We start from the raw sequence: 16,399 nt of genomic DNA, 5'->3' as shown, positions 1-16,399 counted from the left end.
GGGGAATCCTTGGCCCTGCGGCCGCGGTGCTAGCGGTGGGAACGGACGGTGCGAAGAATGCCGCGGATCGAAACGCCAACGGCGCACACCAGAGGGGCCAGCGCCACCAGGAGGACGACGGTGTTGGGCCTGAACGTCATGCGGCCCGAGGAGCCCTTGGCGTAGACGCCCAGGGGCAAGACGAAGCCGCCGCCCCCGCCTCCACTTCCGCCGCTGCCGGGCTGGGCGTCTTCCGGGCTGCTGCCTCCGCCGAACCCGAAGGACACCACCGCTACCGGGACGATCTCTTCTCCTGCGATGTTCACGGCGGGCCCGTAGGCCCGGGACACACCGACATTCTTGAACGTGTCCACGAGGGACGAGAAAGACTCAGACATAGGACACACCATAGGCAACAGCACCCCCACGCGCCAGAGCCGTTCGCCGCTGATGCTTTGGGAAGGAGTGGTGTGCGGGGAGGAGGTGAGGGGACGGGGAAAGGAATCGGAACCAAAGCTCTGGTTGCCGGGCGTGTCATGCCCTTAGATTTGGAACTGGCGCGGCTCAGCCCGCAGCACCGGAGACGAAGCACTGGAATTGAGGCACTGGACATGACGGCATCCACGAATGCGGCTTCACGGCTGGCCGACGCGCTGGCGATCATCCTTGGCACCGACGGCATCCCCCTGCGGCTGAAAGCCTGGGACGGCTCGGAAGCGGGACCGGAAGACGCTCCAGTCGTCGTTTTCCGGTCCCGGCGGGCACTTCGACGGATGCTGTGGTCCCCAGGGCAGCTTGGACTGAGCCGTGCCTACGTGGCCGGCGATGTCGAGGCACCCGGCGACATCTTCGCCGCCTTCGCGGCCATCAGTGCGGCGGGAAAGTTCGCCGAGCCCGGCCCGTTCCGGCCGCCGACACCCGGCGAGGTGTTCGCGCTGGTCAAAACAGCAGTCCGGCTCGGCGCGCTCGGAACGAACCCGGCGCCGCCGCCGGAGGAAGCGCGCGTGAGCAGGCACGGCCGGCGGCATTCCAAGGGGCGCGATGCCGCGGCCATTTCCCACCATTACGACGTCGGGAACGACTTTTACGCCCTCGTCCTGGGCCCTTCCATGGTGTACTCGTGCGCGGTCTGGGAGTCGGAGGAGACCGGGCTTGACGCCGCCCAGAGCGCCAAGCTCGATCTGGTCTGCCGCAAGTTGGGGCTCCGCCCGGGCATGCGGGTGCTGGACGTGGGATGCGGTTGGGGCAGCCTGGCGCTGCATGCCGCGCAACACTATGGGGCCGACGTCGTCGGGGTGACGCTCTCGGTCGAACAGGCGGCCCTGGCCCGCAAGCGGGCGGCGGACGCCGGACTCACGGACCGGGTGGACATCCGGGTGCAGGACTACCGGGACGTGGAGGACGGGCCGTTCGACGCGATCAGCTCCATCGGCATGTCAGAGCATGTGGGGCGCGAGCAGATCCAGCACTATTCTTCCCACCTGCAAGGCCTGCTCCGGCCGGGAGGACGGCTGCTTAACCACGCGATTTCCTGGAACGCCGGCGCGACCCCGCCGGACCCTGACTCCTTCATTCCCCGCTATGTATTCCCGGACGGCGAGATGCTCAGCCTCTCGGAGATGGTCGCGGCACTCGAATCGGCGGACCTGGAGATCATCGACGTCGAGGCGTTGCGGCCCCACTATGCCCTGACGCTCAGGGCGTGGGTGCGGAACCTGGAGGAGCACTGGGACGAGGCCGTGCGCTTGGCCGGGCTGGGAAGGGCCCGGGTGTGGCGGCTCTACATGGCCGCGAGCGCACTCGGCTTCGAGGCCGGCATCACGGGCGTGAACCAGATCCTGGTCCAGCGCCCGGGCGGCGCGGAACCCCCATTGCGCCGTTCGGCCTGGATGTGAGGCCCGGTCCTGGAAGGTCAGGCCGTGTGCGAAGGCTGACCCGCGGACCGCGCGAAGCTAGGCTGTCATCATGAGCAATACCGAAGTCGCGCCCCAGGAAATCCTCTGCGAAACAAACGGGACCTTCGCCGGCGTCGAACTCCTGGTTCCGCGGCAGGTCCCGCTGGGCGGCCCGCGCGCGATGGATGTGCGGCGCACCCTTCCGCAGCGCCAGCGCAGCCTCATTGGGGCGTGGTGCTTCCTGGACCACTACGGCCCGGACCAGGTCGGCGATTCCGGCGGCATGAAAGTCCCGCGCCACCCGCACACCGGGCTTCAAACCGTCAGCTGGCTGTTCACAGGCGAGATCGAACACCGGGATTCGGCCGGTTTCCACGCAGCGGTGCGGCCCGGTGAAGTGAACCTCATGACCGCCGGCCGCGGCATCAGCCACTCGGAATTTTCCACCCCGGACACCACCGTCCTGCACGGCGCGCAGCTGTGGGTGGCGCTGCCGGACACGGCACGCCACATGGCGCCCACCTTTGAGCACTACCGTCCGGAGCCGGTCAGCGGAAACGGCTGGACCGTGCGCGTCTTCCTGGGCTCGCTCGCCGGGTCCGTCTCGCCCGTCACAACCCACACGCCCCTGCTCGGTGCCGAGCTCCTGCTCGAAGCGGGGACGGAGCTGACGCCCACAACAGATGCGTCCTTCGAACACGGCCTGCTCGTGGACTCGGGCAACCTTGCCCTGGACGGGCAGCCGGTCCCGAAGGACAACCTCGCGTACCTGCCCGTCGGCCACGGGTCCCTGACCCTGGTCGCGGGCAGCGAGGGAGCCCGCGTTCTCCTGATCGGCGGAGAGCCGCTGGGCGAAAAAATCGTGATGTGGTGGAACTTCGTCGGCCGCAGCCATGAGGAGATCGTCGCGTACAGGACCCAGTGGCAGTCCGAGATCGGCGCGGACGCCGGCACTGAGGACGCCGGCACTGCGGGCTCCGACGGCACTGGGGACGCCGGCACTGAGGACGCCGGCACTGCGGGCTCCGGCGGCCGAGCATCCGACCTGCGGTTCGGTCCGTTCCCGCCCGGCGGCCCCGCAGCTCTCCCGGCCCCGGCCCTGCCGAATGCCCGCATCCGGCCCCGCGGCTGACCTGTCTATTCCGGCAGGCCCATACTGGCAAGCCCAGCCGGCCCTGCACCCGTAAGCCCGACTGCCGGGCCAATCCGGCCCGCTCAAGGAGACCATATTGACCACGATCACCATCAGTAACAACCCGCAGCGCAGCCGTTTCGAAGTGCTCGACGCCGGCACCGTGATCGGCCAGGCCGCTTACGTGGACGACGTCGGGGCGGGCCAGCGGATTTTCTACCACACGGAGATCAACGAGGAATATGGCGGCCGCGGGCTGGCCGGGGTGCTGGCCGCACAGGCACTCGATGAGACTGTCGCCGCGGGCCTCACGATCGTTCCGGTGTGTCCCTACATCAAGAAGTTCCTGGGCAAGCACCCCGGCTACGCGGCCCACGTGGTAAAGCCGGCCCCGGCTCAACTGCGGTTCCTGAGCGCCTCGCTGGCTCAACGCGTCCGGCAGTAGCCGCCCCGGGACAGATGCGCCTCTGGACTCACGTGTGCGCGATGAACCGCTCCACACGCCGGTCCGGGATGAGCCAGATCGCGGCGACCACCGAATAGGCGGCGATCCCCAAGAGCGGGTTCACCAGGCTGAGCCCCATCCCGGCGATGTAGAGCGCGGGCGATCCCTTGCCCTTCCAGTCCTGCCCCATGGCCCGGTCCAGCGCGCCGCCGCGTCCCTGCTGGCGGATCAGGGTTGTTTTCAGGATGTAGTACGCAATGGCGGCGAACAGCAGGTCCAGCCCATAGACGAGGACGGGTACCTCGGCCAGGCCCGTGTCATTTATCCACCGGGTGGTGAAGGGGATGAGGGAGAGCCAGAACAGCAGATGCAGGTTTGCCCAGAGCACCCCACCGTTGATCCGCCCGGCCAGATGCAGCATGTGGTGGTGGTTGTTCCAGTAGATCCCGACATAGATGAAGCTCAGCAGGTAACTGAGCAGGGTTGGAAGCTCGTGAAGCAGGGCCGGCCAGGTCGGTTCGGCTGGGACGTGAAGCTCCAGCACCATGATGGTGATGACGATCGCCAGCACCCCGTCGCTGAAGGCCTCCAGCCGGTTCTTGTTCATGGGCCGCCTTTAATCAGGGCATCGTGGCAGATGCAACGAGGAACTGCCGACGCCGTGACGTGCGGTTCGTAGGTAAGGGTACTAGTCCCGGGTCCCTGCTTCGAGTTCTTCCTCCGCCATTTCGAGGGCAAAGCCCAGCGCCTGGACGAGATTGGTGGTCGCCGCCACGATCCGGGGAGTGCCGACGATGGGTGCAACGGCGATCAGGACGCCGCGGACATCCTCCAAGGTGATGCCGACGTCCACGGCGGTACCGGCGTTGAACAGGTAGGAGGCGCCCGGGGCGTCGACCGCCGCGAGCGCCGCAATCCGGGCCAGCATCAGTTCGCGAGGCTCAAGGGTGGAGCGTTCGAGCGAAACGGCGGTGATGTCGGCGAGGACGGCGAGAACAGGTGCTTCTTCTTCGGCCATGGTTATGTCTCCATCTGGTTTCAGTGGTGTGCGCCGAGTGACGCGACGTGAGCGGATCGGCCCGACTCGTCATGAACGTAACCCGCCACGACCAGGGGTGGCATCACCCGAACCGCATGAATCGATTGGTCAGTCGCCCGGCTGCGGAACAGATGGCGTTTTGAGCCTGCGCTGCGGGATCCATCAGCGATGCGTTGACGATGGGCCGGTTCGGGGCCAGAATCGCAGTAGCTTGAGCCGAGACGCATTGGCGCGCTCGGCGGGGACTGACCCAGGCAAGCAGTGCCGGTGGCGGTTCCGGACCTAATAGGGAGGTCGCCGATCATGGCCGAGACCAAAAAAGTCAAGCATCCGAGCGTCGAGGAGCGTGCTGCGAAGGGCAAGGGGCGCCGGGAAAAGACGCCCGTCTCCAGCCACGCAGGCTGGGTCCCCGCGTCCGACCGCCCGGATCCGGTCGCGCTGCTCGAGGAACAGAACCTCACCCGCGAACAGGACCTCGTTCCGGTGAGGCACGGCCGGATGCTGGTCTCACCGTTCACGTTCTACCGGGGCGCCGCCAAGATCATGGCAACCGATCTGAAAGACACTCCCCGGGCCGGCCTGGTGTCCCAACTGTGCGGGGACGCCCATTTATCCAACTTTGGCGTCTTCGCCTCACCAGAGCGAACCCTGTTGTTCGATCTCAACGATTTCGACGAAACTCTGCCCGGCCCATTCGAGTACGACGTCAAACGCATGGCCGCGAGCTTTACCATCGCGGCGCGGAACAACGCGTTCACCAAGGAAGAAACGCGCGACGCGACACTCACCGCCGTTCGGGCTTACCGCGAGGCGATGGCAGAGTTCGCACAGATGGGCACCCTGGACATCTGGTACGCCCGTCTGTCCGAGGAACAGCTGATGGAAACCATAGAGCTGGCCGTGGCAACCCAAAAGGGCAAGGCCCTCAAGAAGGCAGCCCACGGCATGGAAAAGACGGCGAAACAGAACGTCGCCAAGGCCCACACCCGCGACAGCCTGCAGGCACTCTCCAAGCTCGCCGAGCGGGTGGACGGGGAGTACCGGATCGTCAGCCAGCCGCCGATCGTCATTCCCTCGCGGGAGCTGGGTGAATCGTTCGGCATGTCTGCGGATGGGATTCAGAAAGCGGTTCGTGAGCAGCTCCGTTCCTACCGGGCCACGCTGCCAGACGACCGACGAATCTTGCTGGAGCGCTTCGAAGTCATCGATGTCGCCCGCAAGGTCGTGGGCGTCGGCAGTGTCGGCACGCGGGCGTTCATCGCCTTGCTCCAGGGCCGGGATGAGCAGGATCCGCTGTTTCTTCAGGTCAAGGAGGCGACGAGGTCGGTGCTCGAGGACCACTTACCGAAGAGCAAGTTCAAGCAGCCGGGCGAGCGTGTGGTGCAGGGCCAGCGGATGATGCAGGCCGCGAGCGACATCTTCCTGGGATGGACCAAGGGGGTACAGGACAACCGGTACCTGTATTGGCGCCAACTGCGTGACATGAAGGGCTCAGCCATTGTGGAAGGGATGAAGCCGCTCGGCATGACCTTCTATGCCGGCGCCTGCGGCTGGACGCTGGCGCGGGCCCACGCCCGGTCCGGCGACCCCATCGCGATCGCGTCCTACCTCGGTAAGAGTGACAAGTTCGAACGCTCCATCACCGACTTCTCCGAGCGGTACGCGGACCAGAACGAAAAGGACTACGAGGCCTTCGCCGATGCGGTTCGCTCGGGGCGGCTGGAAGCCACTGAGGGCCTCTGATTCCGGATGTTCAGTAGAAGGCGCCGCCGTGGGTGAACGGCTCGAAGGACGGCAGGTTTCGCTCTGGCTCGCCACAACCGGTACCACCCGCTATCCCTCCCTGGACACGGATCTTGAGGTCGACGTCGCCGTCGTCGGGGGAGGGATCGCCGGCCTGACGGCGGCGCTGGCCCTCAAACGCGCCGGCAGCACCGTCGCGGTCCTGGAGGCAGCCCGCATTGGCACCGGCGTTACGGGGCACACCACCGGCAAAGTCACCTCACTGCACCGGCTGGCCTACACCGAACTCGCGGACCGGCACGGACCGGACGTCGCGGGCACGTACGGGCAGGCCAACCAGGCCGCCATCGAGCACATTGCGCGTGTCGTCGCGGAGGAGGGCATCGACTGCGACTTCCGCAGGGTGTCCAACTACACCTACGCCGAATCCGACGACGCCCTCGCCAGGGTCCGCGGCGAGGCGGCCCTGGCCGGACGGCTCGGCCTGCCAGCTGTCTTTACCTCCGAGGTGCCGCTGCCGTTCGGTACCCGGGGCGCAGTCCGGTTCGACGGCCAGGCACAACTCCACGCGGTGAAATACCTCCAAGGCCTCGCCCGCGCCGTGGACGGGAGCGGAAGCCACGTACTGGAGGACTCGCGCGTCACCTCGGTCCGCGACGGGGTGCCCGCCGTCGTCAAGACCGGGAGCGGCACCGTCCGGGCGCGCGAGGTGATCATTGCCACCAACGTCCCCGTTGGCGACGCCGGGCTGTTTGCCGGGCGCTGCTACCTGCACCGTTCCTACGTCGTTGCCAGCCTGGCACCTGCCGTGCCCCTGGACGGGACCTTCATCAGCGTCGACGAGCCGATGCGCTCCATCTTGGCGATCGACATTGAGGGCGCCCGGTTCGTTCTCACCGGCGGCGAGGGGCACCGTGCCGCCGACGCCAGCGATGCCGCCGCGCGGTACCGCCGCCTCGCGGCTTTCTCCCGGGAACGCCTCGGCACCGGGGAGACCAGCTTCCGCTGGTCCACGCAGGACAACATGCCCGTCGACGGGTTGCCCTACGCCGGGACTTTGACACCGACGGCGGCGCACCTTCATGTGATCACCGGCCTGCGAAAATGGGGCCTGACCAACGGCACCGCTGCCGCCCTGATCCTGGCCGACACCCTGTCGGGCCGGCACAACCCCTGGGCCGCGGTTTTCGATACCAACCGCCCTTCCGCCGGCCAGGCAGGCGGGGTGCGGCAGCAACCGGACCAGCCGCCCCCACACCGGCTGCCGGCCCAACCGGCCGTCGCCGGGCTGCGACCCGGCGAAGGCACCGTCGTGGAGATCGACGGCGAAATGACCGCCGTCTACGCTGGCGCTGCCGGGGACCTCCTCGCCGTCTCGGCCATCTGCACGCATCTGGGCTGCACGGTCGCGTTCAACGCGGACGATTCGACGTGGGACTGCCCCTGCCACGGCTCGCGGTTTGCCGCCGACGGCGCCGTCATCCAGGGCCCGGCGACGAAGGACCTGGCGCCGAGACCCGCACCGCGTTAGGTTCCTGCGGGTGAACCGGCCCGGGTGGCGGGGAAGCCGGCGGCCGAAGCGCGTCCCGCCCGGAGCCGTTCCAGCTTGACCACGTCCCGCCCGAATGAAAAGGCCAGCAGCCCAAGCGCCGGCCCGAGCACCATGGCTCCCAGCGCCGGAGTCACCGCCGGCAACAGGGCGAACAGCAGGGCCGCCGGCTGGGCGGCTCCGATGACCCTGCGGACAGTGCTGGACGGCAGCGGGTTCTTCAGGGACGGCCGGAACCAGGCCGCTGCGAGGAACGCGTAGTACATCAGGCCGATGCCCAGGGGCCACAGGCCGAACTTTCCCGCCGCCGCGCAGGACAGCACCAGGACCAGCGCGGCGTCCGTATCCGAATCCAGGCGCGAACCCTCGGCCGTGGCACAACCCGTGAACCTGGCCACCCGTCCGTCCACGGCATCGAGCAGGAACGCGGCCGTGCCCAGGACCACCACCAGAAGGCTTGGTCCGGCTCCGGCGATCAACCCCACCACCGTTTCGGCGGCACAAAAGGCCACGATGCCGGCCCGGCCGAGGGTGACGCGGTCCGCGCGGGTGGAAAAACGCGGTTTCCGTCGCAAAACGGAGCCGGCGGCCCGGATGATCACCGCGGCCCCCGCCGCCAGGGCCAGGAGCCAGGGAACAGGATCCCTGAAGACCGCCGCGCCGAACCAGGCCCAGGCCCAGGCCCAGGCCACAAGATAGGCGCCGACGGCGGTGCCGGCATCCGCCACGGCACGGCGGGCGGCTGCCGATCCTGGCCCGGTCTGCCCTGGCGCCGGGGAAGCAGTGGCCCTCATCGGTTCTGCAGGCCGGCTTCCGGGCACGTTTGCTGATCCCGTGCCTGTAGACGCCGTGTCCTCTTGTTTCGTGCCTACTGCAAACGACTTCAGCCTGAACCACCCCGCCCACATGCTAGCAAGTCCGCGGCCCGGGGTTGGTCAGTGCTTGGACTGGGCGCCCTGCCCGTTCGTCCGCCGTCCGGCCCGGACGAAACCGATGGCCGCCAGGACGGCGCCGGCGCCTTCGGCCACGGCGCTGACGGACTTCTCGAAGAACCAGATGGGCTCGTACATGGCCGGGAAAGGCCCGAACGCCGGAATATTCACGTAACGGTAGGCCACCACGGCCACGAAGGCGCTCAGCGCGACGACGAATGCGACGGCGAAGGCCGCCCTGCTGCCGCGCAGCAGCACGTACAACCCGGCCAGCACAGCGGCAGCCGATTCCAGCAGGAACAGGTTCCCTTGGCCGATTCCCGCGGAGTTCCCCGCCTGGTAGCCCGGGGCCAGGTGGATGTGGACGGCGGCGTCAATGAACAGGGCAACGGCCGTGAGGATTCGCAGTGTCATGCCGGCCGTATGGACCCGCACGGTCCGTCCGGGGCTCTGGGCGCTCATTTGACCACCAGCGTCCCGTGCATGCCCGGATGGTAGGTGCAGTGATACGCGTAGGATCCGGGCTTCGTCGGCGCAGTGAAAGTGGCAGTGCCGCCGCCCGTGACCTGGGCATCGAACGCTGAACCTTCGTCAGCCGTGACCGTGTGCGCCGCGGCATCCATGTTGGTGACGGTGACCGCCGCGCCGGGGGCCACGGTGAGCGGGTCGCCGTAGGCGAAGTCCTTGATGGTGATGGTGGCGGCGGCGGTGCCCGCCGTCGGGCCGGCCCCGTAGGCAGGGCCGGGTGGGGGCGCCGACGTCGACGCCGGCGATCCGCTGCCGCCGGCGCACCCGCCGGTGCCCAGCAAGATCAGGAGCACCAATAGCGACGACAGCTTCCGACGAGCATTCATTGCGCACCACCCCGAGCGGCTTGAGGAAACGAGCGGATGAAGGTACTAGCTATATTGTGCGCCTGACCGGCACGAATGGAACCAGTCGGCGTCGAACGCCGGTCCGGGAGAGCCCGGGGAGATAGCGTAGTCACTGGCATGCATCCTGCAGCCGAGGGAGGGAAAATTGCGTGAAGCGTAAGAAGTCCTGGTCAGCATCGCTCACAGTGCTGATTGCCTTTGCAGCGAACGTCCTCGTCGCGGCAGCCAAAACAGTGGCCGCACTCATCTCTGGCTCGGCGTCCATGACTGCCGAGGCGGCCCACTCCTGGGCCGATACCGGCAACCAGGTCTTCCTGCTCATCGCCGAACGGAAAGCCGCGCGGAAACGCGACAAAGCCCACCCCATGGGTTACGGGCGCGAGGCCTACGTATGGTCAATGATCGCCGCCTTTGGCCTGTTTACGGCCGGCGCGGTGGTGTCGGTGATGCACGGCATCCAGCAGCTGATCACCCCGGAACCGCCAGGTGACTATGGGATCGCCTACCTGGTGCTGACCATCGCGTTCGTCCTTGAAGGCGTGTCCTTCATCCAGGCGTTCCGGCAAAACCGGAAGGCGGCGCGAGAGCTTGACCGGAACACCCTCGAGCAGGTCCTCAAGGGCTCCGACCCCACGCTGCGCGCCGTCTTCGCCGAGGACGGGGCCGCGCTCGTTGGCCTGCTCATCGCCTTCGCCGGGATATTCCTGCACCAGGTCACGGGGTCCTCCGTGCCGGACGCCGTGGGGTCCATTCTGGTGGGCATCCTCCTGGCCGTGGTTGCCGTCGTGCTGATCGAGCGGAACCGGCGCTTCCTGGTGGGACAAGCCGTGACCGGCGATATCGAGGGCAGCATGGCCCGCCGCCTCCTCGAACACCCAGAGATCGAACGCATCACGTACCTGCATCTCGAATACGTCGGCCCGCGCAAGCTCTACGTCGTGGCGGCCGTGGACATACAGGGAGATCTCCGGGAACACGACGTCGCCGTGGCCCTACGCCGCGTTGAACGCGAACTTGAGGACCACGAAACCGTGGAAGAGGCCGTGCTGACACTCGCCACCGCGGACGAGCCCTCGTTGGACTTCCCCGCCGTTTGAGCACAACGCCGACCGCCTGTCCGGTCCTTCGGCTGGCTCAGGCGCCGGCCGCCGTCGCGTCCATGCCGGCCGGCGGCTGCAGGCGGGCCCCGGAGGCCAGCAGCGCCTCGAGAACGGGAGACGGGCTGGGACTGGCCAGAAGGAAGCCCTGGCCCATGTCGCAGCCGAGCGAGCGCAGGAGATCCAGCTGCCCGGTGTGCTCGATGCCCTCGGCGATGACGGCCAGGTCCAGTTTCCGGGCCACTTCCAGAATGCCCTCGAGCATCGCCGCGGCCGGGGCGTCCCCAGGCAGCCCGGACAGGAAGGCACGGTCGATCTTGAGAATGTCCGCGGGCAGCGCAGCGAGCGTGCTGAGCGAGGAGAAACCGGTCCCGAAGTCGTCGATTGCGATGCGGACGCCGAAGCTCTTCAGCCGGTTCAGGGCAGCGACCCCGCCGTCGGCGCTCGTGGCCAGGGCCGATTCGGTGACCTCGAGGATCACCTTGTCGGCCTGCGAGGCGGGGTGGGCCAGGATGCGCTCCAGGGCTGCCAGGTTCCGGTCGCTCGAAAGCTGAAGAGTGGAAAGATTGACTGAGACCCAGAAGTCTTCGGCAGTGCCCGGGGACCGGCGCCAGCCGGCGACGTGACGGCTTGCGGTGTCCAGTACCCAGCAGCCGATGGGGCCTATCTCGCCGGTTTCCTCGGCCAAGGAGATGAAGTCGGCCGGTCCCAGCCGGCCCAGGGTCGGGTGCTCCCAGCGGACCAGGGCCTCCACCCCGGCGATCTCACCGGTGCCGAGATTCACCACGGGCTGGTAGTCGAGGCGCAACTGCCCGGCCTGCACGGCTGTGGCGAGGTCCGCCCGGAGAGCGGCCCGGTAGGTCATTTCGTCATACCCCCGGGCATCGAAGAGCTGGTAGCGGCCTTTGCCGCCGTGCTTGGCCATGTACATGGCGAAGTCCGCCTGCCGCATCAGCTCGGCCGGATCTGCAGTGCCGGCGCTGCGCTGGGCGGCGCCCATGCTGACGGTTACCTTCAGCCGGACGTCATCGATGCAGAAAGGGTCCCGCAGCGTGTCCTGGATGCGCCGTGCGACGTCGTCCGTCGCCGTGCCGCCCTCATCCGTCACAAGGATCGCGAATTCGTCGCCGCCCAGCCGGGCGACGAGGTCATGCCCGCGCACGCAGCCCCGCAGCCGTTGGGCCAGCTGAATGAGCAACGCGTCGCCGCCCTCATGGCCCAGCGAGTCGTTGACGTCTTTGAAGTCGTCGACGTCGATGACCAGCAGGCCTTCATGCCCGTCGCAGACCTCGGTGCCAGCTGCTTCCGGGTTCTTTGCCTCGGGGTCGAACGCGGCGGTGAGGCGTTCGGTGAGGACTGCCCGGTTGGCCAGTCCCGTGAGCGGGTCGTGGGTGGCGCGGAAGGTCAGTTCCAGGTGGTTGTCATGCACGGTGGCGGCCATGGAATTGAAGGCCTCGGCCAGCTGCCCAAGTTCGTCATTGCGGACAACGCTGATCCGGTGGCTGTAATCACCGGACTGCAGCTTCAGGACCCCGCGGTACAGACCCTCCACGGGGCGCATCAGGTACTTGGTCATCCGCCGTCGGAAAAAGAAAACCCCGCCCGCGGCCAGCGCAAAGAGGGCCGTGCGGACGGTCGATACCATCTGCTGAAGCCCGGCCCCACGGGCGACGCCGTCGTCCAGCGCGTCGAGCGAAGCGCGACGGACGTCGGCGAGCAGGGCGCGGGCCCTGGCGCTGGACGCGGCGAACGCCGGCGCCTCCGCCACCCGGTTGCCGTGGAGAGTGGCCACCTGGCTTTCCCAGAGATTGTGCGCGGACAGTCCCTCCTGCCACGCGGCCCGGGCCTCGCGGACTGTGGCCCGCATGCCGTACGCCTCCGGCAGGATCCGGGCGGTGGCATCGAACTGGGCGCAGATGTCCTTTTGTTGCAGCAAAAAAGCGGCCGGATCTGCCGGGGCGGACAACAGCTGGAGTCCGGCTTGTTCGTGGGTCTCGATGCCGGTCCGGAGCTCGGCGATGGCCTCCGACTCGACGCGGTGCTGTGCGGCAGCGTGCTGGATTTGGTCCGTGACAAAACGGACGCCGACCAGGGTTACCGCGGCCCCGGCGAGCAGGGCAAGGAGCACCAGGATGAAGGCCCTGGACCATTCGCGCTGCAGGCTCCCTGCGCGGGCGGGTTTGCCGGTGCCGGGGGTACGGGTGGCCGCCGGCCCGTCGGATCGTTCGGGTCCATTGGCGTCGTTGGCGTCGGCGGCCGACGGCGGCGCAGCAGCAGGGTCAGCCAAGCTGCTGGTGGATTTACGCATGATCAGCCTCCGGCCGTGTGCCGGCCGTCGCCGCATCGTCAAACAGGAGCGTAGCCGAACGTGCCCCGGCTGGTCATGTCCTTCCGCCTCCCGACACTATTGTGAAGCATGTGACAGAAGTGTATTCGACGGGCGGCCCGGCGGGCAGCGTCCGGTGCCGGAACCACACCTGCCGGGCTGTACGTTTCCGGACCGGCTGAGCCGGTCCTGCCGGGGGCTCTAGCTGAGGCAGTCTGCGCAGTAGGCGTGGCCGGCCTTCTCCTTGGCCAACTGGGACCGGTGCCGCACCAGGAAACAGGAATAGCACGTGAATTCGTCTTCTTTTTGCGGGATGACCGTGACGGTCAGTTCCTCGCCGGACAGGTCTGCCCCCGGCAGTTCCACGCCTTCGGAGGTATCGGCCTCGTCTAGTTCGCGGACAACGCTTCGCGCGTCAGGCGCATTCGCCGAACGGAGCGCCTCCAGGGAAGCGTTGCGGGATTCCGCGACGTCGGAGCGTACTTCGTCATAATCGGTTGCCACCTGGTGATACTCATTTCAGTTGCTGGGCGTGTGATTCGGAGTCTCTCCGGATCTACGTATCTCTGTATCTCCGGATCTCCGGGATTGAACCGTACAGCATGACGCCGTGTAAATGCTGGGGACCGGGGCAGTCGCGGCAGTGACGCTCATGACACCCGGAGGCGGACGCCCGCGACGCCGGCCTTCCTGCTTTGTTCGCCACTGGTCACCGGGGCGTCACGTGCCGTTAATTTGGCTGCCCTAGCCTGATTCTTTAGGCACCATCCACCTTGGGCACCATCCGCACCATCCGTCGGGAGGATTCACCATGGCCGATATTGCTGCAGTGCTGGGACGGCTCACGCAGGACGAACTTAATGAACTGCGGTCCCTGGGCCCCAGCGGGCACCTGACCCGTCGCCTGACCGACGCCATCGACCGCGCCGCCGGCGGCCCCGGAGCCGGGCGCGGCTACTACGTCCCCAACGGAAGCGTCAGTTCCACCGGCGGACCGCACGTGGTCCTGCGCAGCGACGTTTCGGGGTGGCTGTTCGGTCCTCCCCAACAGGCCTGACCGAACTGCGACGGGCATCCCCTCCCACTGGGCCCGCGAGGTTCCTTCCAGCCCGGCCCCGGAAGGGCCATACTGGCCCAAAGGGAGGGGGCTGGATTGCGGATCCTGATGGTGGAGGATGAGGACGCCCTGGCGGAGACAGTCCGCCGCGGGCTGAGGAACGAGGGGTTCGTCGTCGACGTCGCCCACGACGGCGTGCGGGGACTCGCGGCGGCGCTGGAGAACGCGTACGATGCCATCCTGCTGGACCTCATGCTGCCGCGGATGAACGGCTACGACGTCTTGAAGGAATTGCGGCAACGCAAGGTGTGGACTCCGGTGCTGATGCTCACGGCCAAGGACGGCGAATACGACCAGACCGATGCCTTCGACCTGGGCGCTGATGACTACCTCACCAAGCCGTTCAGCTTCCTGGTGCTGGTGGCCCGGATCAGGGCGTTGATCCGGCGCGGAGCGCCCGCCAGGCCTGTCATCATGACGCTTGGCACGCTGTCCCTGGACCCCGTCAGCCACAGTGTGCGCCGCGGCGACACCCTCATCAGCCTCACGGCCAGGGAGTACGGGCTCCTGCATTATCTGATGCGCCGGCATGACCAGATCGTCTCAAAGGCGGAAATCCTGCAAAACGTCTGGGATCCGGCTTTCGAGGGCGCGAACAATGTGGTTGAGGTGTACATCGGCTACCTTCGGCGCAAGATTGATGTCCCGTTCGGGATCCACAGCCTGACCACGGTGCGCGGCATGGGCTATCTGCTCAGCGCCGACCCGACCCCTGAACCCCGTGCCGCCGGGAGTCGCGAGGAGTGACGTCGGCCGGCTCCACAGGTTCCGGAAGGGGAAGTGTGATCTCAAAGCGGCAGTGACCCGCCGGTCCGTCCGTCGGACGGATGCTCCCATGATGGGCGGCCACAATTCCCGCCGCGATGGCCAGGCCCAGTCCGCTGCCGCCGCCTTCCCGGGAACGGCTGCCATCGAGCCGGACGAACCGTTCGAAGATCCGCTCCCGGTCCGCCTCCGGGATGGGGTCGCCGTCGTTGTCGACAGTGAGGATGACCCGGTCCCCGGCCGTGTGCAGGTCCACGGCGATCCGGGACAGGGCGTGGCGGTCGGCGTTGTCCAGGACGTTCCGGAGGACCTGCGCCAGCCGCCGGGCGTCGCCGCGGATCCGGGTCGGAACGAGCTCCACCGAGATCCGGTTCCGGCTGGTGGACCGCAGCCGGCGGATCTCCTGGTCCAGCACGTCGTCAAGATCGACGTCCTTCTGCTCTACGCGCAGGCCGCCGTCATTGGCTTTGGCCAGTGTCAGCAGGTCCTCCACGAGGAAGCTCATGCGGGCCGTCTCCTCGGAGAGGACATCCTTCATCTGAAGCCACATCGCCCCGGTCGGGTCCGCCGCCGCGATCTCGATTCCGGCCCTCAGCGTGGCCAACGGGCTGCGCAGCTCGTGGCTGGCGTCCGAGACGAATCTGCGCTGTTCGGTGTCCGAGGCCTGCAGCCGGTCCAGCATGGTGTTCATGGTCAGCGCCAGGGCGTGGATTTCGTCGTTGGTGGGCGGGACGTCGACGCGCCCATCCAGCCGCTCGGCGTTGATCCGGGCCACCTGGCCACGGATCCGCTCAACCTGGCGGAGGGAACGGCCCACCAGGAGCCATACGGACACGGCCACGGTCCCGAGCAGCAGCGGCGTGGCTCCCAGCATGAACCACGCGACGGTGGAAATGGTGTCCGCCTGTATCTGTGAGGCCTGGGCCACCACCACGGTGTAGCTCAACGTGCCGGTCCGTGCTCCCACGGTGACGATGTGGTAGTCGTCGGTGTCCCCGATGCTCGGAAGGCTCGAGACGTCCTGGGTCATGGTCTGGCCCGGGCTGGGCCGCTGGGCTGACAGGGGGGCGTTGGCGACCTCGGGGTCCGAGCTGGCCAGGACGTACCCTTCGGCATCCAGCACCTGGACGAACTGGCCCGCATGCGCGGTGTCAACGATGTAGGCGCGGCCATCCTCGATGTCCATGTCCTCCATCTCGGCGATCACGTCCAGGGCCTTCTGCTGGGCTGCGGCGTCGCTCGACCGCGCCAGGGACGCCTGCAGCAGGACCAGAAGGACGAGGCCGCCGAGCAGCAGCGCCACGGCTACGACGCCGACGGCGACCGCCGTCGAGCGCTTCCGCACGCCCCATCGAATCTCGCCCCTGGCGGGGCCGGAGGGGGCCCGTTTGCCCAGTGCCATGCTCCAAGAATGCGTCAATGCGCGGTTCGGGACAACCACCGCGGCCGCCTTGCCGGCGCCGCCCGCCCGGCCGGCGCCCCGGCGGTGGCCGGAGCGCTCCCGC

Annotated in this window: 17 protein-coding genes; 8 read left to right on the top strand and 9 right to left on the bottom strand. The window is 67.7% G+C overall.

The features are described 5' to 3' along the window. Positions 1 to 29 precede the first annotated feature (29 nt). Positions 30 to 377, bottom strand: a complete 348-nt coding sequence (locus ARTB_RS03970) for a hypothetical protein (protein ID WP_043436051.1) — start codon at positions 375 to 377, stop codon at positions 30 to 32. Between the two features lie 213 nt (positions 378 to 590). On the opposite strand from ARTB_RS03970, the gene ARTB_RS03965 reads away from it, so the two are divergent. The 3 genes from ARTB_RS03965 to ARTB_RS03955 all read left to right on the top strand — a co-directional run bounded on the left by ARTB_RS03965 (position 591) and on the right by ARTB_RS03955 (position 3,451). Beyond that, a complete protein-coding gene (locus ARTB_RS03965; RefSeq protein WP_243177800.1) occupies positions 591 to 1,874 on the top strand; it encodes an SAM-dependent methyltransferase in 1,284 nt (427 codons plus the stop codon). Between the two features lie 70 nt (positions 1,875 to 1,944). Further along, a complete protein-coding gene (locus ARTB_RS03960; RefSeq protein ID WP_243177799.1) occupies positions 1,945 to 3,006 on the top strand; it encodes a pirin family protein in 1,062 nt (353 codons plus the stop codon). A gap of 97 nt (positions 3,007 to 3,103) precedes the next feature. After that, complete coding sequence (locus tag ARTB_RS03955) at positions 3,104 to 3,451, top strand: GNAT family N-acetyltransferase (RefSeq protein ID WP_243177798.1); 348 nt, start codon at positions 3,104 to 3,106, stop codon at positions 3,449 to 3,451. A 28-nt stretch (positions 3,452 to 3,479) separates the two neighbouring features. On the opposite strand, the gene ARTB_RS03950 is transcribed toward ARTB_RS03955, so the two are convergent. Next, the gene (locus ARTB_RS03950) at positions 3,480 to 4,058 is read right to left on the bottom strand and encodes a TMEM175 family protein (RefSeq protein WP_028276784.1); all 579 of its coding nucleotides are present in this window, start codon (positions 4,056 to 4,058) and stop codon (positions 3,480 to 3,482) included. Between the two features lie 81 nt (positions 4,059 to 4,139). Then, positions 4,140 to 4,469, bottom strand: coding sequence for a carboxymuconolactone decarboxylase family protein (locus tag ARTB_RS03945; protein WP_028276785.1), 330 nt, complete (start codon positions 4,467 to 4,469; stop codon positions 4,140 to 4,142). A gap of 324 nt (positions 4,470 to 4,793) precedes the next feature. Between ARTB_RS03945 and ARTB_RS03940 the strand changes: the two genes are divergently transcribed. Together ARTB_RS03940 and ARTB_RS03935 are read left to right on the top strand one after the other, a co-directional pair. Continuing rightward, a complete protein-coding gene (locus tag ARTB_RS03940) occupies positions 4,794 to 6,233 on the top strand; it encodes a DUF2252 domain-containing protein (RefSeq protein ID WP_243177797.1) in 1,440 nt (479 codons plus the stop codon). A 28-nt stretch (positions 6,234 to 6,261) separates the two neighbouring features. Further along, on the top strand, positions 6,262 to 7,764 hold the full coding sequence (locus tag ARTB_RS03935) for an FAD-dependent oxidoreductase (RefSeq protein ID WP_243177796.1): 1,503 nt from the start codon (positions 6,262 to 6,264) through the stop codon (positions 7,762 to 7,764). Here ARTB_RS03935 and ARTB_RS03930 read toward each other — a convergent pair. The 3 genes from ARTB_RS03930 to ARTB_RS03920 all read right to left on the bottom strand — a co-directional run bounded on the left by ARTB_RS03930 (position 7,761) and on the right by ARTB_RS03920 (position 9,535). Then, positions 7,761 to 8,576, bottom strand: a complete 816-nt coding sequence (locus ARTB_RS03930) for a CDP-alcohol phosphatidyltransferase family protein (RefSeq protein ID WP_243177795.1) — start codon at positions 8,574 to 8,576, stop codon at positions 7,761 to 7,763. The two genes, ARTB_RS03935 and ARTB_RS03930, sit on opposite strands and share 4 nt — an antisense overlap. A 141-nt stretch (positions 8,577 to 8,717) precedes the next feature. Continuing rightward, positions 8,718 to 9,176: a hypothetical protein gene (locus ARTB_RS03925; protein WP_028276789.1), complete on the bottom strand. Its 459-nt coding sequence runs from the start codon at positions 9,174 to 9,176 to the stop codon at positions 8,718 to 8,720. Continuing rightward, a complete protein-coding gene (locus ARTB_RS03920) occupies positions 9,173 to 9,535 on the bottom strand; it encodes a cupredoxin domain-containing protein (protein ID WP_243177794.1) in 363 nt (120 codons plus the stop codon). The genes ARTB_RS03925 and ARTB_RS03920 overlap by 4 nt, the downstream gene beginning before the upstream one ends. A 203-nt stretch (positions 9,536 to 9,738) precedes the next feature. On the opposite strand from ARTB_RS03920, the gene ARTB_RS03915 reads away from it, so the two are divergent. Next, positions 9,739 to 10,686: a cation diffusion facilitator family transporter gene (locus ARTB_RS03915; RefSeq protein WP_028276791.1), complete on the top strand. Its 948-nt coding sequence runs from the start codon at positions 9,739 to 9,741 to the stop codon at positions 10,684 to 10,686. Between the two features lie 37 nt (positions 10,687 to 10,723). On the opposite strand, the gene ARTB_RS03910 is transcribed toward ARTB_RS03915, so the two are convergent. Next, positions 10,724 to 12,994: a putative bifunctional diguanylate cyclase/phosphodiesterase gene (locus ARTB_RS03910; protein ID WP_243177792.1), complete on the bottom strand. Its 2,271-nt coding sequence runs from the start codon at positions 12,992 to 12,994 to the stop codon at positions 10,724 to 10,726. A gap of 219 nt (positions 12,995 to 13,213) precedes the next feature. Continuing rightward, entirely contained in the window at positions 13,214 to 13,516 is a 303-nt protein-coding gene (locus ARTB_RS03905; protein WP_028276793.1) for a DUF4193 domain-containing protein, read from the bottom strand. A 307-nt stretch (positions 13,517 to 13,823) separates the two neighbouring features. On the opposite strand from ARTB_RS03905, the gene ARTB_RS03900 reads away from it, so the two are divergent. Continuing rightward, a complete protein-coding gene (locus ARTB_RS03900; protein WP_230008878.1) occupies positions 13,824 to 14,069 on the top strand; it encodes a hypothetical protein in 246 nt (81 codons plus the stop codon). 96 nt (positions 14,070 to 14,165) lie between these two features. Beyond that, entirely contained in the window at positions 14,166 to 14,876 is a 711-nt protein-coding gene (locus ARTB_RS03895) for a response regulator transcription factor (protein WP_028276795.1), read from the top strand. Here the strand turns inward: ARTB_RS03895 and ARTB_RS03890 are convergent. Then, positions 14,824 to 16,296 (bottom strand): sensor histidine kinase, encoded by a 1,473-nt coding sequence (locus tag ARTB_RS03890; RefSeq protein WP_243177790.1) that lies wholly within the window; start codon positions 16,294 to 16,296, stop codon positions 14,824 to 14,826. The genes ARTB_RS03895 and ARTB_RS03890 overlap by 53 nt on opposite strands. Positions 16,297 to 16,399: the final 103 nt, after the last annotated feature.

It is taken from the genome of Arthrobacter humicola (assembly GCF_022803015.1).
In the GTDB taxonomy this organism is placed as follows: domain Bacteria; phylum Actinomycetota; class Actinomycetes; order Actinomycetales; family Micrococcaceae; genus Arthrobacter; species Arthrobacter humicola_A.
Note: the sequence above shows the minus strand (reverse complement) of the source record. Positions and strands in the feature narration are given on the sequence as shown.